Below are 20,012 nucleotides of genomic sequence, written 5' to 3' on the forward strand. Positions count from 1 at the left end.
GGGCGGGGTGCATAAGGGCCTCCGAGGGTGGGGTGACGTCTGCCCTGCCGTGCACGTATGCCGCCGAATGTACGCGCGTAGACATCCGGCGCGGAAGACGGCGCCGGGGTGACGGAATTCCCCCGCGGTACATCGAAGGGCAACCCGCCACACGATCTCGCGGACACGTCCCCTTCTCGGGCGCCATCCACGGGCCGCCCAGCTAGTCGACGTCGGCGGTGACCACGGTCCAGCCCGCAGCCTCGGGGCCGTCCAGGCGCAGGTCGAAGGCGAAGCTGAGCGGGCGGCGGTGGTGGGCGTCGCCCTTGAGGACCTGCTCGGTGCGGCGGTCGACCTCGTAGAAGACGCCCTCGGCCCGGACCGTGACGCGGAAGACGATCGGCTTGCGCGACACGAGCGATCTCACCGTGATCGACGTGACGGCTGCGTCGCGCATCACGGTCCGGTTGACCGTGTGGACGGACGTGAAGTCGAGGCTGCCGTCGTTCATCACCCACTCCTCGATGAACTGCTCGACGGCGATCTCCAGGACCGCCTTGTCGAACCGTCCGTCGAGCACGCTCAGGTCGCCGGCCGCGGCGTCGGCGTCACCGCTCCACGACAGGTTGGTGAGCGAGAGGATGTCGCCCGCGCCCCGGACCGAGGTCTTCCCGGCCACTTCCAGCACGGCCTCCCGGGCGACCGCCTTCTGGTCCCAGCCGTCCGTCTCGACGGCGCCGGTCAGGTGGTGGGCGCCCTCGGCCGCCTGCTCCACCGAGGAGACGATCCACTCGCCGGTCGGGCTCTTGCGCAGCGTCCAGTACTCGACGGGGCGGGTCGAACCGTCCTTGCGCTCGGCGGTCGCGCCGCGGTCACGCACCACGTAGTCGTTGAGCGTCGCACTGATCCGGAAGGTGACGGTGTCGTTCACCTCGCCGGTGCGGTTGGCCAGGTCGACCAGCTCGACCACCGGGCCCGAGACGATCTCCACGACGTTGGTCTCGCCGCGCGACTCGTAGTGGTGCAGCTCCTCGGCCCACTTGCCGTAGAGCGCCGGGGACATGATCTGCTGCAAGGTGGCGTGATCACGTGCGGTCCAGGCGCGTTGGGCGGTGGTGTACAGCCAGGCGGCCCGCTGCTTGAGCGGTTCGAGGTCGAAGGTCGCGTCCGTCTGGGCGAGGTCGGCGACCCGGGCCTCGACCTGCCGGGCGCGATCGCGCGCCTGCTCGTCGCTGCGGTGGGCCGTCCGGTCCGAGCCGGTGTTCAGGCCGCTTTCCCGATCGGACTTCTGCCGCCGCTTGACCAGCCACACGATCAGCACGATCACGGCCACGAGCAACAGCACGCCGAAGATCCCGCCGCCGCCAGAGCTCGAACCGTAGCCGCCGACGAAACCCCCGCCGGTCGACCCGTGGAACCCGCCGCCACCCCCGCCGCTCCCGCCGAACCCGTGGCTACCGCCGCCACCCCGGGCGTACGCGACCGACGGGCTGGCAAGCGCGAGCATTCCAGCGACCACACATATCCGCAGACCGGTACGCACCCGCGTCCTCTCCGACATTCACCGACACCTCGGAAGAGCCTACAAGTCGCCCGCGCGCCCTGAACCTCCTCGCGCGCAACGGCGGCGCGGCGGGGGCCGGGTCGGTGTTGGGCGCGGCCAGGGTACTGAGGAGGTGGCGGGCGTCTTCGGTGGAAGAGCACGGGCCCGAAAGCAGGTGGCCACCGCCACTCACGCTCATGTTTCCCGAGGGTTTTGAGCCTCCGCTCAGCGAGACGCAACTCGGCTGGCTGCGAGCCGAGTGGGAGGGGCGGCCTCAGCTGCCCTGCCCGGCGCTGTTCACGACATCAAGGCCGCCCGCACCCACGGCATCATCGAGGGTGCCGTCCTTGCTCCGACTCAGGTCACTGGATTGCGGTGGCGCTGGTCACCATGCGGTGATGACCGGCGCGTCGGGTTCGTGCTGCCGCCATGCCTCGTTGAGGCGCGCGAGCCGGTCCGCGGCGGCGATGGCGTGCAGAGACGCGACCTTGCCGTCGCTGACCTCGAACGCCACGGCACCCACGACCCGGTCGTCCACCAAGGCGAGGACGGCTGGGGAGCCGTTGACCAGCGCGATGTGGAACGCGGGGGAGCCTCCGGCCAGCCGCCGTTTCGCCGGTGTGGGCTTGAAGCCGGCCCGCACGTAGGCGGCGATGCGCTCTCGGGTGTCGTACCGCAGCAGCCGCCTTGCCAGTCCGTAGCCGTCCGAGACCGCAGTCGCGTCGTCGGTGAGCATCGCCACCAGCCGTTCGGTGCGCCCCGACACGGCGGCGGCGAGGAACTCCTCGACAATCCGGCGCGCGGACGCGGGGTCCACCTCGTCGCCGCCGCGGCGCTCGGCGGTGACCCGGCGCCGCGCCCGGTGGACATGCTGCTGGCTCGCGGACTCGGTGATGTCGAGGATCCCAGCGATCTCGGCGTGCGGGTACGAGAAGGCCTCGCGCAGGACATAAGCGGCCCGCTCGACCGGCGAGAGGCGCTCCATGAGGATCAGCACGGCCAAGGACACCAATTCGCGCTGCTCGAAAGTATCGGCCGGACCGAGCATCGGGTCGCCCTCAAGGAGCGGCTCGGGCAGCCGTACACCCGCCGCTCGCTCGTGCCGCGCCTGTGCCGAGCGGAGCCGGTCGACGCAGAGATTGGTGACGACCTTGGTCAGCCACGCCTCAGGCACCTCGATACGTTCCCGGTCCGTGGCCTGCCAGCGCAGGAACACGTCCTGCACGGCGTCCTCGGCGTCGGCGGCCGAGCCGAGCAGACGGTACGCGAGCGAGGCCAGCCGGCCCCGGCTGGCCTCGAACCGATCGATGGCTGCGCTGTCCATGCGGAGCAGCCTAGGCGGCAGCCCCCACACCAGCCCCGTCAAGCGAGTCGGCCAGGCGGTGCCTGCGCCTGGGCATGCCGAAGGTCGGGTGGGCGATGCCCCACCCGGCCCCTTTGAGTACGCCCGACTTGAGCCGCGCGGCGGTCCGGCCGCCCAGGTACCAGGACTTCGACCGGACGTTCCCGTCCACCATCTGGAAGATCGCGTCCCGCCGCCCGAGGCTGATGTGATTGCCGTAGTACTTCAGTCCGGTAGTCGGGACCTTGCTGCCCGTCAGGCGCGCGATGATCGCGGCGGTCGCCTGCATGTTGCCGACGCCGGCCGAGGCGCAGGACATCGGCAGCGGCCGACCGTTGTGGCCGATCGCGTAGGCGCAGTCACCGGCGGCGTAGACGTCCGGATGTGAGACCGAGCGCATGCTGCCGTCGACGACGATCTGGCCGGTCTCGGCGACCTTCAGACCGCTGCCGGCCGCGATGGGGTCCACGGCGAAACCAGCAGCCCACACGGTCAGGTCGGCCGGGACGGACGTGCCGTCGGCGGCGATCGCCCCTGCCGGCTCGACGGCTTCGATGCCGGTGTGCTCGTGGACGGTGATGCCGAGCCGCTCGAAAGCTTGGCGCAGGTGACGGCGGGCCCTCGGGGAGAGCCAGGCCCCCAACTCGCCGCGGGCGGCGAGCGCGACCGAGAGGTCAGGCCGGGACTCGGCGAACTCGGTCGCGGTCTCGATGCCGGTCAGCCCCTCACCGACGACCAGCACGGCGCCGCCCGCGCCCAGTTCGGCCAGGCGTTCGCGCAGACGCAGCGCCGAGGACAGGCCGGCCACGTCGAAGGCGTACTCGGGCACGCCCGGGACGCCATGGTGGGCTACGGAGCTGCCGAGCGCGTAGAGAAGCGTGTCGTACATGACCTCGCCGTCGCCGTCCTCGCCGGTCACGGCGACGGTCCGGCGCTCGGGGTCGACGCCGGTGACGCGGGCCAGGCGCAGGCGCACCCCGGTGCCCGCGAATACGTCGGTGAGCTTCCGGAACGTGAGGCCCTGGCCGGTTGCGAGTTGGTGGAGCCGCATCCGCTCAACGAAGTCGGGCACGGCGTTGACGACGGTGATCTCGGTGTCGGCCGGAGAGAGCCGGCGGGCCAGGTTTCCGGCGGCGAAGGCCCCGGCGTATCCGGCTCCGAGTACCACGATGCGGTGCTTCATGGCGTTGCTCCTGTCTCGTTCGCGTGCCCTCTGAACGAGATGGCGCCCCGATTGCTGACAGGAGCTGGGTGTGACGCCGGTCACCGAACTAAAACGGGCGGCTGAGCCGCCGGCAGGTGCCTGGGCCTGCGTTGGGCAGTCGAAACGGAGAGATGGTGGACTAAGGATCGGCATCGCAATGGGAAAGGGCTCAATGACGCGCCGTTTTCCCACGCCCCCATCGAGATCCCCTCGTCCCTCGTAGCGAAATGAGGATTTCAGTGCAGGTGGGCTGTGCCTACTCACGGCAGGCCGAACGGCTGAAGCGGCTCGCATACCGCCCGCGTAGGAAACTACCGCTCGCCACTATTCCACCCGATGTGCTCGCTCGCACATGGAGCTGCGCGCAAGCCGGTGCGAAAGCATCGTCGACGGGGCCGGCCCCCGCGGGTTTCAGGAGCGAGCTGAGGCCGCCCGGCGCGAACGCATCGTCGAGGAATGAGCGCCGATGGGTCACCCCGCCTGCGCCCTGTCACGACCGCACCTACGGTCGGGAACATGACCGCCTTTCCCGCTCACGCAGACGTCGTTTTCGTGGGCGCTGGTCACAACGCCCTGGTCGCCGCCGCGTACCTGCTCGATGCCGGGCGCAGCGTCTGCCTTTTCGAGCAGATGCCCCGGCCGGGCGGCTGGGTGCAGACGGCCGAGCTCGGCGCTCCCGGATTCCTGCACGACCGCTGGTCGGCGCTGCACCCGGCCTTCGTCGGCGGCCCGGTCTGGGCCGAACTGGGGCCGGACCTCGAGCGTCACGGGCTGGAGTACGTCACCGCGCCGCTGGCCACCGCCTCCTCGCTACCCGGCGGCCGGACGGCGATCGTTCCCGTCGATCCGCGGTCGTTCGCCGAGGAACTCGACCGGCTCGGCGAGCGGGCCGGGTGGGACGCCGCAACCGCCGAGGCGTTCGCCGATCGCGTGCTCGCCGAGGCCGAGGCACACGTCCCCGGCCTGTCCGGGCTCGTGCTGGAACGCCACCTGACCACGCCCGCCGACCTCGCCGCGCAGAGCCCGAACGCCGGCCCCGGCGACCACGGCGCGGGCGAGAACTCCCTCCAGCAGGCGCTCACCCAGCGTCCCATCCCCGCCCACCGTGGCGGTCACCGCACGCTCCTGCCCGGTGCCTGGCTGATCGGCGCCGCGACCTGGCCCGGTCCTGCCGTCAGCGGTGCCTCCGGTCGTGCGGTCGCGCGGGCACTGATCGCGGCAGCCTGACCCGATGCGCCCCTCGATTCGCCGACCGGTCCGACCGAACCGCTCAAGGAGTCCGCCATGCCGATGCCGGCCAACCCCCCGAGGACGCCGTCGAGCCCCTTCGCGTCCTTCCGCGGCCACCACGCGGCCATCCGCGTCCCCGACTACGACGCCGCGAAGGATTGGTACACCGGGAAACTGGACTTCCGGGTACTGCACGAGTGGCCGTACGCCGACATGAAGCTGGCCTACCTGAGCCTGCCGGACGACGACGCCTTCCACCTGGAACTGCTGGCGGGCCCCGTCTCCTTGCCCCGGGAGGTCCCCGACGACCTGGGCGAGAGCCTGCGGCACGGCGGCTACCACCACGTCTGCATGGCCGTCGACAGCGTCGACGACACCCGGGTCGAGCTGGTCCGCCGCGGTGTCGACGTGCTCGGCGAACCATTCGAGATCGAGCAGATCAGCCGCCGCCTGGCCTTCTTCCGCGACCCCTGGGGCACCATCATCGAGCTCTCGGAGAATCTCCCCGGCGCGGGGGCGTGACACCAGCGGAGCCCGGGCCCGGCCGTTGTGCAGAGCCCGGGGCGGCAATCCGGGTGATGGCCTCGTCCGTTTCGCCAGTGGGTCGTTCCGCCGCACCGTTCACCGGCATCCGTGCCCCTCCAGTACCGCGTCGTAGCACGAGGCCCTACCCGTACCCACTGCCCGGACAGCCCGGACAGCACAGGACAAGTCCCGGACAATCACCGTATCCAACCCCGCTGTTACGCTTCACTGTGCATACGATCAGGCACGCTGAGTGATGCGAACCGGGGAATTGCCGAGTCCGCGGTTCAAGCTCAACTCGGCCCGGGCGTCCCGAACTTCAGCGTTCGGCTGTCGTCCACGCCGCGCGGCGCCCGTCTCGTCCGGCTGCACGCGGGAGGCGCCTGGAACCACCCGCACATGTAGGGGCCACACCGAGAAACCACCGAGAAACCACCGAGAAACCAGAAACACCAGAAACACCAGAAACACCGGAAAAAGCAAGGAACGCGCCATGGTCAGTCCGCCTCACGAGGCGATGCACCGCATCTTCCAGCACGACCCCGGGCTCTTCACCCGAGTCTCCGAGGTGCTCGGGATCGCCGTCCCCGCACCCGACAAGGTGACCGTGATGCCCACGGACCTCACCGAGACCAGCGCCGTGGAACGCCGGGTCGACACCCTCTTACGCCTGGAGAGCGCGGAGCGGGACGCCTTCCTGCTGGCCGTCGAAGCCCAGGGAAAGCAGGACGCCGCCAAGCCCGCCAGCTGGGCGTACTACGTCTCGTACCTGTGGACGAAGTACCGGCTGCCCACCGCGTTGCTGGTGGTGTGCCAGGACCATGCGACGGCCCGGTGGGCGCAGCGGTCGGTGTCCAGTGGGCCATCCGGGTTGCCCACGCTGACGCTCAGCCCGGTCGTGGCGGGACCGCACAACATGCCGCTCATCACCGACCCGGACGAGGCCCGCGCCGACCTGGCCCTGGCCACCCTGTCGGCGATCACGCACGCGGCGAACCCGGACATCGGTGCCATACTGAAGGCCCTGTCCACCGCGCTGCGGGGCATTCCCGAAGACGTAGCAGACCCCATCGTCGAACTCACCGCTCAGGGGCTGGGCAACCGCCCGGCCAAGCACATCTGGAGGAATCTGGTGGCTGTGGACCTCTCTTTCTACAAGTCGTGGCTTTCGGAGGAGATCCGCGACGAGGGTCGCGAGGAAGGCCGTGCGGCAGGCCGTGCCAAGGGCCGTGCGGAGAGCATCCTGCTCGTTCTGGAGCAGCGAGGCCTGTCCGTGTCGGATGCGGTCCGCACGCGCGTCATGGAGTGCGTTGACGATGACGTCCTCCGTCGCTGGCTGGTCCGTGCCGTCACCGTGTCCTCTGCGGAAGAGATCTTCCAGGGCGACTGAGAGGGGAATCTGGTGGCTGTGGACCTCTCTTTCTACAAGTCGTGGCTTTCGGAGGAGATCCGCGACGAGGGTCGCGAGGAAGGCCGTGCGGCAGGCCGTGCCAAGGGCCGTGCGGAGGGCCATGCGGAGAGCATCCTGCTCGTTCTGGAGCAGCGAGGCCTGTCCGTGTCGGATGCGGTCCGCACGCGCGTCATGGAGTGCGTTGACGATGACGTCCTCCGTCGCTGGCTGGTCCGTGCCGTCACCGTGTCCTCTGCGGAAGAGATCTTCCAGGGCGACTGAGGCGAGAGGCACCGTGGCCTGGTCACACGGACCGCGGGTCCCCGTCGTCACCCGGGCGGGGACCCGTGCCGTCCCAGGCCCGCACGGTCGGAGCGGCACCCACGGGTTTGCCACCCGTGCCGCAGAGGTACCGGACTCGGGCGCACCGCCGGTCACCCGGGCCGGCCCCGCGGGGAGGAGGCAACCGCATGGCGATGCCGCCGCCCCTCCCCGGCGTCCTGGCCGGGCTCGCCCCGCTCCTCGACCGTTGGGGCTACCTGGCCGTCGGCGGGCTGATCTGCGCGGAGGACTTCGGGATCCCGCTGCCGGGCGAGACGGTGCTGATCGTCGCCTCGGTCTACGCGGGAGCCGGCCGGCTGAACGTCTTCGGGGTGGCGTGCATCGCCTGGTGTGCGGCCGTCGTCGGGGACAACATCGGCTACCTCATCGGCCGGACGGGTGGCCGCCGCCTCGTCGAGCGCTTCGGCCGCTACGTCTTCCTGACCCCCGAGCGGATGGCCCGCGCCGAGTCGTTCTTCACCCGCCACGGCGGGAAGGTGATCCTGGCCGCGCGCTTCATCGAGGGAATGCGCCAGGCGAACGGGATCATCGCGGGCATGGCCCACCTGGCGTGGCCCCGCTTCCTGTTCTACAACGCGCTCGGGGCCGCCCTCTGGGTGGGAACCTGGGTCGCCCTGGGATATCTGGCCGGCCAGCACATCGGCAGCCTCTACCCGGCCATCGAGAAGTCGGAGCTGGGCCTGCTCATCGCCACCGGGGTGATCGTGGCGGCCCTCATCGCCCGCCGTGTCCACCGCACCCGCCGTAGGCACCGGCAGAGCCACGAAGACCGTCAAGACAGTGGTGACGGGCAGAACGACGACCGCTGACGGCAGTGAGCCACCACCGCAGACGGACGATGCCGGCCCCGAAGGACCTCGCCCCAGGCGCGGGGCAAGGAGGCCGGGGCTACCGTCCGCCCTGCCGCTCCACCCCCAGGAACCACTCGCGTGCCGCCGCGGCCACCTCGTCGAGGGCGCCGGGTTCCTCGAAGAGGTGCGTGGCGCCGGGGACGACGTAGATCTGGTGCGGCGCGGTGAGCAGCCCGGCCGCCGCCTCGTTGAGGCGCAGCACCTGCTGGTCGTCGCCGCCGATGATCAGCAGGACCGGTGCCCGTACCCGTCCCAGCGCCTCGTCGGCCAGGTCGGGGCGTCCGCCGCGTGACACCACGGACCGGATCCGCCCCGGGCGGCCGCCGGCCGCCACCAGGGCCGCCGCAGCCCCGGTGCTGGCCCCGAAGAGTCCCACCGGGAGGTCGGCGGCGCCGGGGTGCTCCCCGAGCCAGTCGATGGCCTTGACCAGGCGGTCTCCCAGCAAAGGGATGTCGAACCGGTGCTCCCCGGTGACCATGTCCACGCGTTCTTCGTCCTCGGTGAGCAGGTCCATGAGGAGGGTGCCCAGGCCCGCCTCCTGGAGGGCCGCGGCCACCGCCCTATTGCGCGGACTGTGCCGTGAGCTGCCGCTCCCGTGGGCGAACAGCACGACGAGCCCCGCCCCGGGCGGGACCACCAGATCACCGGCGATCGAGGCCCCGTCGACCGGGACCGAGACCGCTTCGGTCAGCGCCGTCACCGTCACCGCCTCCCTCCGGGCGACCACGGCCGCGTGCACGACCACAGCCGCGTACACGCCATGGGCCGCGTCCGTCGCCGCCGTCCTCCGACGGGTAGCCGGCACGCGGCCCGTCATGCAGCCCGATGCGGTGGCGCCCCGCCCCTCGTGTCGCCGCCGCCCCTCACTCCTCCCGGTTCCGTTCGAAGATCATGTGCGTGACTCCGGACGGTGTCGTCACGGACTCGATCCGGAACCGCTGCTCGATGCCTTCGAGGCCGTCCCACAGCCGTTCGCCGCGGCCCAGGACGATCGGGACGACGACGATGTGCATGCGGTCGATCAGGTCGGCGGCCAGGAACTGGCGGACCGTGGTCGGGCCGCCGCCGATGCGGACGTCGAGGCCGTTCGCCGCCTCACGCGCCTGGCGCAGCGCCTCCTCGGGCGTGGCGTCGATGAAGTGGAACGTGGTGCCGCCCTCCATCTCCACCGACGGGCGAGGGTGGTGCGTCAGCACGAACACGGGCGTGTGGAACACCGGATCCGGGCCCCACCACCCCGTCCAGTCGTGGTTCTCCCAGGGGCCACGCTGCGGGCCGAACTTGTTCCGGCCCATGATCTCCGCGCCGATCCCGTCCGCCCAGGTGCCGGCGAGCGCCTCGTCGACGCCGGTGCCACCGCCATCCTCGCCGTGCATGCCGCGGAACGTGCGGGTGTGGAAGAACCAGTCCATGAGCCGCCCGCCGGCGTGGCCGAACGGAGCTTCGAGGCTCTGCCCCTCGCCGGTGCTGTAGCCGTCGAGCGAGACGGCGAAGTTGTGGACCCGTACGCGGGACATGATGGGTGCCTCCTTGTTCAGGCGCCGGACCGGCGCTGACCGCCGGGGTGGATATGGCGACGGACGCATGGAACCACGGAGGATCGCGATGCGCGTCGCATGACACGTTCTGCCGTACGACGGCGACCTGTCCAGCGCCCCGGGAGCGAGGCCACCGCCGGCAACACGGGCTGACGTGGAGGCAGTTGTTACCCTGCGCGGCACGCTTCCGTTGACCATCGACCGGGACATGTGCCACATGACGACGAACGCCCCTTTCAGCGATGCCCTGTTGACTTCGCTCGCCCCCTGATCCTCTGGTCCGTCGAGCAGCACGACCTCTTCCAGGAACTGGTCCCGCTCGACGCACCCGCCGTCGACCGGTCCGAGCCGCGCGTCGAATGCCCCGTCGGGCCCCTGCGGGCCCATCTGCTCGGCACCCTGGACTCCGCGGGCACCTGGCGGTGGGCCTGGGCCGACGAGCGGACCGCCGGCGCACCGCCTCGACGAGGGCTGGTTCGCCTGGGCGGACGGCACGGACGACGTACGGAACGCGTTCCTGGACGCCGTCCGCCAGGAGGCAACCGCCCAGGGCGCAGACCCGGCCGCCCCGGTGCCCGTCCTGTCCGAGCCCCGGCTCGCCCTGACCCGCTACCCCAAGCCCGAGACCGTCGCGGTCCTGCTGGCCCGTACCGCGGCCGTCGTCGCCGGAGGCGCGTTCACCTCGCTCGGCAACCAGTTCCTGGTGGTCTCGGACGACCGTCTGCCGCAGCCCGGCACCGACCCGGAAAGCGCCGCCCGGGACATCCACGCCGGCGCCAGCTGGCTCACCGGGATCGTCCCGCCCCGGACCCGCGCCGAGACCATGCGCACGGCGGCGACGGCCTACTTCGAGCACTACGGCATGCAGGTCAACCACTACGGCATGCCCGACTTCCTCAGCGGCATGACGGGGCTCTACGAGGTCCGGGTCCACCTCGCCCCGGACGGCACGATCGTCGACGCCCGGCCGGGCATGGCGTTCATGCCGCAGTAGTGACGGCGTTCATGCCGCAGTAGTGACGGCGTTCATGCCGCAGTAGTGAGGGAGAGCGAGGGGGGACGAGGGTGACGCGGGGGGGTCCCGTGGACCGGGTGGGAACCTGGAGAGAAGGGGGCCGCGCCTGGTCGAGGGAGGTGGCGCAGGTGGATGCCGAGCCGCATGCCCAGGTGCCCTCGTCCATGCGGGCCTGGGTGGTCACCGGCGCCCGCACCGGGACCGTCGAGCTGGTGGAGCTGCCCGTGCCGGTGCCCTCGGCCGGCGAGCTGCTGGTCAGGGTGCGGGCCTGCGGGGTGTGCCGGACGGACCTGCATGTGCGCGACGGCGACCTGCCTCCCCAGCGGGAGCGGGTGGTGCCCGGCCACGAGGCGGTCGGCGAGGTCGTCGCCACCGGTGGCGAGGTCACCGGTGGCGAGGACAGCGGCGGGGAGGCCACCGGGCAGCCGGTCGGCACCCGGGTCGGGATCCCGTGGCTGCGCAGCACGTGCGGTGCGTGCCGGTACTGCACCCGCGGGCAGGAGAACCTGTGCCCCTCGTCCGTCTACACCGGATGGCACCGGCACGGCGGCTACGCGCAGTACGCCACCGTGCCCGCGCCGTATGCCTACCGCCTGCCCGAGGGGTACTCCGACGAGGAGCTGACCCCGTTGCTGTGCGCGGGGATCATCGGCTACCGGGCGCTGCGCCGCGCCGAGCTCCCCGCGGGCGGCCGGCTCGGCATCTTCGGCTTCGGGGGTTCCGCACACCTCACCGCGCAGGTCGCCCTCGCCGAGGGCGCGCAGGTGCATGTCTTCACCCGGTCCCCGGACGCGCAGGCGCTCGCCCTGGAGCTCGGTGCCGCGTCGGCGTCGGACCCGGCCGCCCGGTCACCCGAGCCACTGGATGCGGCGATCCTGTTCGCGCCGGTGGGGACGCTGGTCCCGGTGGCGCTGGAGGCGTTGGACAGCGGTGGGACGCTGAGCATCGCCGGCATCCATCTGACGGACGTCCCGCCGTTGAACTACGAGGCCCATCTCTTCCGCGAGCGCACGGTGCGCAGCGTCACCGCCAACACCCGCCGTGACGGCCGGGAGTTCCTCGCCACGGCCGCCGCACACCACCTGCGGCCCACCCTCACCCGCTACGACTTCGACCACGCCGACCGCGCCCTGGACGACCTGGCCGCGGGCCGGGTCAGGGGCGCGGCGGTCCTGAGGATGCCGCGGTAGCGACTGCGCCGCGGCCGACGCGTCCGGGTGCGCTCAGACCTGTGCCACCCCGACGTACAGCATGTTCTTCTCGTACGGTGGCGGCGGTGTGTCCCGGTACCAGCGGCAGGCCTCGACCACTCCGGGCTCCACCAGGTCGAGTCCGTCGAAGAAGCGCTCGACCTGGGCGCGGGTGCGCAGTTGCAGGGGCATGCCGCCGCCGCGGTAGGTCCGGTTGAACTCTTCCTCGATCTCCGGGTGGAAGTCGTAGGTGCCGTGCGTGAGGATCAGATGGCTGCCGGGGGCGAGCGCGTCGACGAGGGTGCGCACGATGCCGTACGGGTCGTCCTCCTCGACGATGAAGTGCATCAGGGCGATCAGGGACAGCGCGACGGGACGGCTGAAGTCCAGGAAGTCCTGGGCGTGTTCGAGGATCCGCTCGGGCTCGCGGACGTCCGTCTCCACGTAGTCGGTGGCGCCGTCGGGGGTGCTGAACATCAGGGCCTGGGCGTGCCGCATCACGAGCGGGTCGTTGTCGGCGTAGACGACACGGGCGGACGGGTGGATCTCCTGGACGACCTGGTGCAGGTTGGGCGGGGTCGGGATGCCGGTGCCGATGTCCAGGAACTGGGTGGTGCCGAGCCGGGCCGACCAGGCGGCTGCGCGGTGCATGAACGAGCGGTTCAGCTGGCAGCCGCGCTTGGTGTGTTCGGGAAGTTGCTCGGCCAGCTGGCGGTCGACGAGGTAGTTGTCCTTGCCGCCGAGGAGATAGTCGTACACCCGAGCCGGGTGCGGCTTGCTGGTGTCGATGTGCGGGAAATCGGTCTCCATTGTGCCGCCAGCCACCTCTTTCGGCCCTGCGCGGAAGCGGACGGAACCACGCCAGCTCAAGTTATCACCGGGCCTGTTCGGCGGGGGAGTTCGTGGTGGCGGGCTGGTGAAGGGTGAGTAACCGGCCGCGGGGTGACGGCCGTTGGGTGGCGGACTCTCGCCCTTACCGCTCGCTCACTCCTCGTGCAGAATCCTTCACATGTTTCACCCGATGGAGCGAACTGACGGGTTCGCGCGACTGGCGATGGCCTGATCAGCCGACGATGTTCCTTGTGAACCGAGGGCAGCGTGTGTGGCGTTCATGGGTCCTGCTCGGGGTCCTTCTGCTCGCTTCGACGGGGACCGTGGCAGCGGGGGCGGCATCGGCGGTGGACCGGGGCGCGGGCGACGCGTCCGCCGTGCCGACCGCGCCACCGCCGGCGGCCGGGGTCGGTGCCACCGCCGATGCGCCGGATGCCGGGGTGGGCGTGGGCGTGGGGGTGGTCGTCTGTATCCCCGTCGTGCTGGGCCGCTGCCTGTGCATCGTCGTGCGGACCGGCCTGGGCGGCAGCGGGGGACACCACGCGCACTGTCCGGCCCACCACCCCCCGCCCCCTCCACCCACGCAGACCCCGACGCCGCCGCCCAGCGCCACGCCGACCCCGTCGCCCACCCCCACCCCGTCACCGACCCCTTCGCGGCCCCCCGCAGCCACCCCCGCACCCTCGCCCGGGCACTCCGCGCCCCCGCTGTCGCCCGCGCCCTCCAGGACGCAGGCACCTCCGCCGGGCGCCTCACCGCCCCCGTCGCCCGGTCCCAGCCCCTTGGACCTGCGCCGCCTGCACCACACGGCCCCGCGCCATGCGTCTCCCACGGGAACCTCCGTGGTCACCTTCACCCTGCTGATCGTCGCGCCCGCCATCTTCGCGGCCGCCGCACTCCGCCCCCGCTCGCGCTCCGCGGCGGCGGGTCGTGCAGGCGGCTGACGCCGCTCGCCAAAACCCTTGGCCGAAGCCCGTCGCCGTCGCCGTCGCCGTCGCCGATGCCCCGTCGCCGGCGCGGCCGACGCCGCACCACCGTCCCGTACCGGAGGTTGCCCATGCCCGTCTGGCTGATCCTGACCCTTCTCACGCTGGCGGTCTGCGCGATCGTGGTGCTGCTCGCGGTGCTCAACGCCCGCCGGCTCGGCGAGGACGACGACCCCAGCGAGACGCCGGACGTGCTCGACTACATGATCATGATGATCGGCGTGATCTACGCGATCGTGCTGGGTCTGGCGATCGCCGGGGTCTGGGAGGCGCGCGGCGCCGCCCAGGACGGCGTACAGGTCGAGGCGCAGGCGCTGCACGAGGTGAGCGAGCGGGCCGCGGTCTACCCGAAGCCGGTGCGCGACCACATCCGGTCCGACGTCAACGCCTATGTGCACTACGCCGTGGACCAGGAGTGGCGCGGCATGATCGACCACGGGCAGCTCACCGGGCGCGGCACCACCCTGCTGAACACGTTGCGGCACGACGTCACCCAGGCCACCCCGCACACCGATCTCCAGACGCTGGCCTACCAGCCGATGGTGGACGGGGTCGCCGCCGCGGACGCGGCACGCCATACCCGGGAGCAGAACGCGGGCCCGACCATGCCCCCGGTGGTCTGGGGCGGCCTGGTGCTCGGCGCGGTCCTGGTGATCGGCCTGGTCTTCACCCTTCAGATCCGCCGTTCCCCCCGTGAGCTGTTCCTGTCGGTGATGTTCTGCGCCCTCATGGTCTTCCTGCTGTTCCTGGTCTGGGACTTCGACGAGCCCTTCGGACGGGCGGTGGGCGATGCCACGGGGCCGTTCACCGCACTCTTCCCCGGGGTGACGAAAGGCGGCTGAGGCGACGGCGGAGGCGGCGGCCGGGGGAGGGGCTCCGCGGGCCCGGCGGCAGGCCCCTCCGGAGGGCGTCGTTCCGCTGTGTGAACGTGTCATGCACACATAAGCTCGCTCCCGGAACAGGCAGGCCGGCGGATGTCGGCAGATGTGTCGCCAAGACGGGAGCTCCATGACCACGTTACGGATACGCGCCCAGATAAGACGCCTGACCGGCCTGCTGGCCGGCACCGCGGCGGTGCTGGCCGGCATGCTGATACCGGCCGGAGGCTCCGCGCAGGCCGCCACCACCGCCACCGTGCCGACCGGGGCCGTCTTCAACAAGCCGACCGGGAGCACCGCCGAGCAGCAGGCCATCCGTACCCAGGTGCAGACCATCGTCGCCAACGCCGACAGCGGCTCGATCATCCGGGTCGCGATGTACCACCTGTGGGACGACGGCCTGGCGAACGACCTGGTGGCCGCCAAGGACCGTGGGGTCAACGTCCGGCTGGTGCTGGACCACAGCACCCTCGACTACCCGTCCTCCTACAACATCCTCAAGGCCGCGCTCGGCACCTCCACCGGCACCGCCTCGTGGGTGAAGCTGTGCACCTCGGGCAGCTCCTGCCTCGGGCCGGCCGGCACCGGCATCAACCACAACAAGTGGCTGCTGGCGAGCAGCGTCGGCGGCGGAGCCCAGACGAACGTGGTGGCCCAGCTGACGTCCAACCTGACGCCGTCGAACTACAGCAAGTACTGGAACAGCTCGGTGACCGTGGCCGGCAACGCCGACCTGTACAACGGGTACGTCGGGTACTTCAACAAACTCCAGGCCGAGAGCCGTGGCTCCTGGTCCTACACGTACGGCAACGCGGGCGAGTACAAGTACTACTTCTTCCCGCGCGCCGGGAGCACCGAGTCGAGCGACACCATCGTCAACGCGCTCGACAACGTCACCTGCCGCTACTCCGATGCCTCGGGCGCCCACCAGACCAGCATCCACATCGCGATGCTGAAGATCACCCGGCAGGCGGTGGCGGACAAGCTGAAGAGCCTGGGTGCGGCCGGGTGCGTGGTCGACATCGTGTACAGCGAGACCGACTCCGGTACCTGGCCCGTGCTGCACTCCACCGGCCTCACCAACCGGTGCTACCAGCACGACAACGACGCGGACAGCAGCACCCCCAACCGCATCGTGCACTCCAAGAACATGCTGATCAGCGGCATGTACGCGGACGTGGTGCAGAAGGTGATGTGGACCGGCAGCCACAACTTCAGCGGCCCGGCGCTACGGAACAACGACGAGGCGATGCTGCGGATCACCAACGCCTCGGTCTACGCGGCGTTCGAGTCGAACTTCCAGGCCGCACGCGCCGCCGCCGTGCCCGGAACCAGCGACAACGTGACCATCTGCAAGACCGAGAGCTCGTGACCACCCGCGAGACCGGGAGCTGACCCGCGGCCGGTGGGCCGTACGCGCGACGGCGGCGTACAGCCCACCAGGCCCCGTGGGCCGGTCCCGCGCCACGGTGTGCGCGCCTGAACATACGCCGCCTCCCGCCCGTACCCCCTACAGAGAGACGGGACGGGACAAGGAGTTCCCATGCGGCACAATGACAGGACACTCGCGGTGGCCGGCGCGGCCATCGTCGCGGCACTCACCCTCGCGGGCTGCGGCTCGGACGGCTCGGGGGGATCGGACGGCTCGGGCAGCTCAAGTGGCAGCAGCAGTGACGGCCGCCATGACCAGGCCGGGAGCACGTCAGGTGGCGGCAGCGGTGCCGGTGCCATGGATTCGACCACCCTCAAGACCGCCGGAACCTCGCTCGGCACCGTCCTCGTGGACGGCAAAGGCCGCACGGTGTACCTGTTCACCGAGGACCGCGCCAACACCAACGCGATGCGCTGTGACGCGGCATGCCTGAAGGAGTGGCCGCCGGTGCAGGGCAAGCCCAGGGCCGGCTCCGGCGTCGACGACGGTCTCGTCGACACCACGAAGGTGGGGAGCAGGACCCAGGCGACGTACGCGGGGCACCCGTTGTACTACTACGCCGACGACAAGGCCGCGGGGGACGTCAAGGGGCAGGGGATCGACAAGATCTGGTACGCCCTCGACGCCTCGGGGCACGCGGTCAAGAAGGCGTCGAACGCGTCCGGAAGCGATGACGACGGCGACACGGGTGACGACCACGGTGGCGGTGCCGACGGACCTGGCGCCGGCGCCACCGGCGGTTACGGCTACTGAGCCCGCCCCATCGCACGACACCTCGGCCCGGGCCGCTCGCGGTCCGGGCCGACCGCTGTGCCCGGCGGTTCGGTGCGTCCGACCCGTCTTGTCGCGTTTACGCAAACACGAGTCCCGTCCGGCCCCTTGACGCACCCCGCCCTCCCGGTCCTACCGTAATGGTTGCGTTAACACTCTGACCGAGCGGAGCCGCCGGTCACCTGCGAACGTCGCCGCCTACGCGCCCGTGTTCAGCGGCCCGGCCGCGACCGGACGCAGGGACCCGCAGCAGGACCCCGGCCGAGGTCCGCCCCGCTCGTCCGCGCCACCCCGGAACCACGCACCGCCGCGGTCGACTCGACCGCATCCCGCGCACGACGTCGCCGGCTCCCCGTACGCCGCCCTGCGGCAGCCGTGGCCGGCACGAGGCCCGACCGGCACCCCTCGGCTCACCGGCGCCCCCGCTCACCGGCGCCGACGGCCCGGAACCGCCCCGAACCGTCCCGCGTCGGGTCGGGGTCGGGCCAGGTGACCGTCCTGCCCCGCCCGGCGCGGCCTGCAACGACCCGTTCGTATCCGTATGCCAGGAAGGTGAAAAGGCCATGACCAGGCAGATCAGACACTCCCTCACCACCCTGCTCGCCGCCTCGATGGTGCTCGCCCTCGGCTGGACCGTCGACACCACGCCCGCGCACGCCGCGACGAATGACTTCCGCGGCGTCAACTGGGCCGACGAGCGCGACAACTTCGTCGACGGGGTCCTCGTGCTGGGCGGGCTCAGCACCTCGGACAGCTACGCCACCACCCAGACGAAGGCGGACAAGATCCTCAGCGGCTTCCAGAACAACCTGGGCGCCAACACCGTCCGCATGCCCGTGAACTACGCGACCGTCTCCGGCTCGTACTGGAACTCCTACACCGGAGCGATCGACAAGGCCACCAGCAAGGGAATGAAGGTCATCCTGAGCTACTGGGAGGGCGACAGCTCCCGGGACGGCAAGGTGGACAACACCTCGCAGTACTGGTCGATGTGGCAGACCATCGTCAACAAGTACAGCGGCAACGGCAACGTCTACTTCGAGCCGTTCAACGAGCCGCACGGCTACAGCGACAGCGACTGGAAGAACCTGGCGGCGCAGTGGCTCGGCAACTACTCGGGCGTGCCGCGCGGCCGGGTCATCATCAGCGGTGCCGGCTACAACCAGCGGCTGACCACCATCGGCAGCGACAGCAGGTTCGACGGCTGCCTGATCTCGCGCCACACCTACCAGTTCTTCAACAACAGCCTGCACACCAAGCAGGCCTGGAAGGACGACCTGGGCAACAGCATCGGCAGCTACGCGAGCCGGGTCATCGTCACCGAATGGGGCGCGCCGATGACCGACGGCAGGAACTACGACGTGGACGCCGACAACCAGGACGACTTCGTGGCGTTCATCCGCGGTGTGTCGTCCGAATCGCGGGCGCTCGGCCTCGGCACGGTCTACTGGCCGGGCGTGCGCCCCAATGACACCTACCGGATCCAGACCATCAACGGCAGCGGGACCGACATCTCGCTCACCACGACGAACTCCACCGGACGGGACCAGTTGAGGTTCTCCTGGGGGATCTGACCTGCTCGGGCGGGCGTTCCCCGTCGCCCCGGGCCCGTCGCGCGCCGTGCGTGACGGGCCCGCACGCGGGACGTGGGGGACCGGCCCGACGGTCGCCGGCGGAAGCCGCACATGTCAGACTTCCGGTGGCCGGGTGACCCGGTCGACACCTGCGGCTGTGAGGTACCCGACCGAAGTGGACGACATCGCTGCCACGGAGCACCCCGACGGCACGGCCGGACCGCACGGGCAGGCCGGTACGGACGCCTCCCCCGTCCCCCGTGCCCGGCAGGCCCGCAGGGCGTCCATGACGGACGTCGCCCGGCTGGCCGGGGTCTCCGCCCAGACCGTCTCGCGGGTGTCCAACGGCTTCCCAGGAGTGCTGGAGTCGACCCGGCAGCAGGTGCTGGCGGCGATGAAGGAGCTGGGCTACCGGCCCAACAGCGCGGCCCGGGCGCTGAAGCGCGGCGAGTTCCGCACCCTCGGCGTGATCCTCTTCAACATGTCCACGACAGGCAACATGCGCACGCTGGAAGCGATCGCCCTGTCGGCGGCGCGGGAGGGGTACGCCACCACGCTGCTGCCGGTGACCGTGCCCACCCGTGACGAGGTGCGCGGCGCCTTCACCCGGCTCGGCGAACTCGCGGTGGACGGCATCGTGATCGTCATGGAGGTGCACCTGCTGGACTCCGCCACGGTGACGTTGCCACCGCATGCGCAGGTGGTCGTCGTCGACTCCAACGCCGGTGACCGGTACTGCGTCGTCGACACCGATCAGGTCGGCGGTGCCAGGGCGGCCGTGGACCACCTGCTCGGGCTGGGGCACCACACGGTGTGGCATGTGGCGGGGCCGGAGGACTCCTTCTCGGCCGAGGGGCGGGTGAGCAGTTGGCGCACCGCGCTGGCCGAAGCGGGGCGGCCGGTGCCGCGGCTGCTGCGGGGGGACTGGTCGGCGGAGTCCGGCTACCATGCGGGGCTGCGGATCGCTTGCGATCCGCAGTGTACGGCCGTTTTCGCCGCCAACGACCAGATGGCGCTCGGGGTGCTGCGCGCGCTGCACGAGTGCGGTCGTCGTGTGCCGCAGGACGTGAGCGTTGTCGGGTTCGACGACATTCCCGAGGCGGCGTCCTTTGCGCCGCCGCTGACCACCGTGCGTCAGGACTTCACGGAGGTGGGGCGGCGGTGCGTGGAGAGTGTGTTGCGGCAGATTCGTAACGGGGTGGCGGAGCGGGGGACGTCGTTGGTGGCGCCGCGGTTGGTGGTGCGGGCCAGTACCGCCGCACCACCGGGTGGTTAGGTCGGTCGTCCGGGGGGCCCGGTGCCGTTGCACGTGACCGTGCGTCGTGGTCTGTGCCCACCCGTTCCGCCCTGCGGAACGACTGCCCACAGAGGGGTTGGGTTGGGGTGCCCCC

At 71.0% G+C, this 20,012-nt stretch carries 17 protein-coding genes and 3 pseudogenes; 14 read left to right on the forward strand and 6 right to left on the reverse strand.

All coding sequences use genetic code 11. The annotated features are described in order from the left end of the window. Window positions 1-202: 202 nt before the first annotated feature. Entirely contained in the window at window positions 203-1,486 is a 1,284-nt protein-coding gene (locus NQO67_RS38325) for a Tim44 domain-containing protein (protein WP_255955112.1), read from the reverse strand. 307 nt (window positions 1,487-1,793) lie between these two features. Between NQO67_RS38325 and NQO67_RS44700 the strand changes: the two are divergent. After that, a pseudogene (locus NQO67_RS44700) lies at window positions 1,794-1,874 on the forward strand (IS5/IS1182 family transposase); the annotation flags it as partial. A 33-nt stretch (window positions 1,875-1,907) separates the two neighbouring features. Here the strand turns inward: NQO67_RS44700 and NQO67_RS38330 are convergent. Next, window positions 1,908-2,846 carry a sigma-70 family RNA polymerase sigma factor gene (locus NQO67_RS38330; RefSeq protein ID WP_255955113.1) on the reverse strand — a complete coding sequence of 313 codons (939 nt, stop codon included), beginning with the start codon at window positions 2,844-2,846 and terminating at the stop codon, window positions 1,908-1,910. A gap of 10 nt (window positions 2,847-2,856) precedes the next feature. Next, entirely contained in the window at window positions 2,857-4,047 is a 1,191-nt protein-coding gene (locus NQO67_RS38335; RefSeq protein ID WP_255955114.1) for an NAD(P)/FAD-dependent oxidoreductase, read from the reverse strand. Between the two features lie 537 nt (window positions 4,048-4,584). Between NQO67_RS38335 and NQO67_RS38340 the strand changes: the two genes are divergently transcribed. The 5 genes and pseudogenes from NQO67_RS38340 (at window position 4,585) to NQO67_RS38360 (ending at window position 8,364) form a co-directional block, all read left to right on the forward strand. Further along, window positions 4,585-5,295: a phytoene desaturase family protein gene (locus NQO67_RS38340; protein WP_255955116.1), complete on the forward strand. Its 711-nt coding sequence runs from the start codon at window positions 4,585-4,587 to the stop codon at window positions 5,293-5,295. Window positions 5,296-5,352: 57 nt separating this feature from the next. Then, a complete protein-coding gene (locus NQO67_RS38345; protein ID WP_255955117.1) occupies window positions 5,353-5,820 on the forward strand; it encodes a VOC family protein in 468 nt (155 codons plus the stop codon). A gap of 496 nt (window positions 5,821-6,316) precedes the next feature. Then, window positions 6,317-7,213, forward strand: a complete 897-nt coding sequence (locus NQO67_RS38350) for an RpnC/YadD family protein (RefSeq protein WP_255955118.1) — start codon at window positions 6,317-6,319, stop codon at window positions 7,211-7,213. A gap of 6 nt (window positions 7,214-7,219) precedes the next feature. Continuing rightward, a pseudogene (locus NQO67_RS38355) lies at window positions 7,220-7,495 on the forward strand (hypothetical protein); the annotation flags it as partial. 188 nt (window positions 7,496-7,683) lie between these two features. Further along, entirely contained in the window at window positions 7,684-8,364 is a 681-nt protein-coding gene (locus tag NQO67_RS38360; protein ID WP_255955119.1) for a DedA family protein, read from the forward strand. 79 nt (window positions 8,365-8,443) lie between these two features. On the opposite strand, the gene NQO67_RS38365 is transcribed toward NQO67_RS38360, so the two are convergent. Together NQO67_RS38365 and NQO67_RS38370 are read right to left on the reverse strand one after the other, a co-directional pair. After that, window positions 8,444-9,097 (reverse strand): dienelactone hydrolase family protein, encoded by a 654-nt coding sequence (locus NQO67_RS38365; protein ID WP_374119269.1) that lies wholly within the window; start codon window positions 9,095-9,097, stop codon window positions 8,444-8,446. 172 nt (window positions 9,098-9,269) lie between these two features. Next, on the reverse strand, window positions 9,270-9,923 hold the full coding sequence (locus NQO67_RS38370; RefSeq protein ID WP_255955120.1) for a dihydrofolate reductase family protein: 654 nt from the start codon (window positions 9,921-9,923) through the stop codon (window positions 9,270-9,272). Window positions 9,924-10,154: 231 nt separating this feature from the next. Here NQO67_RS38370 and NQO67_RS44705 point away from each other — a divergent pair. From NQO67_RS44705 to NQO67_RS38380, 3 genes and pseudogenes are all read left to right on the forward strand, one after another. After that, window positions 10,155-10,403: pseudogene (locus NQO67_RS44705) on the forward strand (DUF6882 domain-containing protein); the annotation flags it as partial. Window positions 10,404-10,515: 112 nt separating this feature from the next. Continuing rightward, entirely contained in the window at window positions 10,516-10,938 is a 423-nt protein-coding gene (locus tag NQO67_RS38375; RefSeq protein WP_255955121.1) for a hypothetical protein, read from the forward strand. A gap of 185 nt (window positions 10,939-11,123) precedes the next feature. Further along, window positions 11,124-12,149: a zinc-dependent alcohol dehydrogenase family protein gene (locus tag NQO67_RS38380; RefSeq protein ID WP_255955153.1), complete on the forward strand. Its 1,026-nt coding sequence runs from the start codon at window positions 11,124-11,126 to the stop codon at window positions 12,147-12,149. 33 nt (window positions 12,150-12,182) lie between these two features. Here the strand turns inward: NQO67_RS38380 and NQO67_RS38385 are convergent, their stop codons facing one another. After that, entirely contained in the window at window positions 12,183-12,959 is a 777-nt protein-coding gene (locus NQO67_RS38385) for an SAM-dependent methyltransferase (protein WP_255955122.1), read from the reverse strand. Window positions 12,960-14,037: 1,078 nt separating this feature from the next. Here NQO67_RS38385 and NQO67_RS38390 point away from each other — a divergent pair. The 5 genes from NQO67_RS38390 to NQO67_RS38410 all read left to right on the forward strand — a co-directional run bounded on the left by NQO67_RS38390 (window position 14,038) and on the right by NQO67_RS38410 (window position 19,897). After that, window positions 14,038-14,808: a bestrophin-like domain gene (locus NQO67_RS38390; RefSeq protein WP_255955123.1), complete on the forward strand. Its 771-nt coding sequence runs from the start codon at window positions 14,038-14,040 to the stop codon at window positions 14,806-14,808. A gap of 166 nt (window positions 14,809-14,974) precedes the next feature. Beyond that, entirely contained in the window at window positions 14,975-16,216 is a 1,242-nt protein-coding gene (locus NQO67_RS38395) for a phospholipase D-like domain-containing protein (protein ID WP_255955124.1), read from the forward strand. A 171-nt stretch (window positions 16,217-16,387) separates the two neighbouring features. Further along, on the forward strand, window positions 16,388-17,029 hold the full coding sequence (locus tag NQO67_RS38400; RefSeq protein WP_255955125.1) for a COG4315 family predicted lipoprotein: 642 nt from the start codon (window positions 16,388-16,390) through the stop codon (window positions 17,027-17,029). A gap of 581 nt (window positions 17,030-17,610) precedes the next feature. Then, window positions 17,611-18,621: a cellulase family glycosylhydrolase gene (locus tag NQO67_RS38405; protein WP_255955126.1), complete on the forward strand. Its 1,011-nt coding sequence runs from the start codon at window positions 17,611-17,613 to the stop codon at window positions 18,619-18,621. A 286-nt stretch (window positions 18,622-18,907) separates the two neighbouring features. Next, on the forward strand, window positions 18,908-19,897 hold the full coding sequence (locus NQO67_RS38410) for a LacI family DNA-binding transcriptional regulator (protein ID WP_255955154.1): 990 nt from the start codon (window positions 18,908-18,910) through the stop codon (window positions 19,895-19,897). The last annotated feature ends 115 nt before the right edge of the window (window positions 19,898-20,012 follow it).

Source organism: Streptomyces odontomachi, from assembly GCF_024435355.1.
GTDB lineage: Bacteria > Actinomycetota > Actinomycetes > Streptomycetales > Streptomycetaceae > Streptomyces > Streptomyces odontomachi.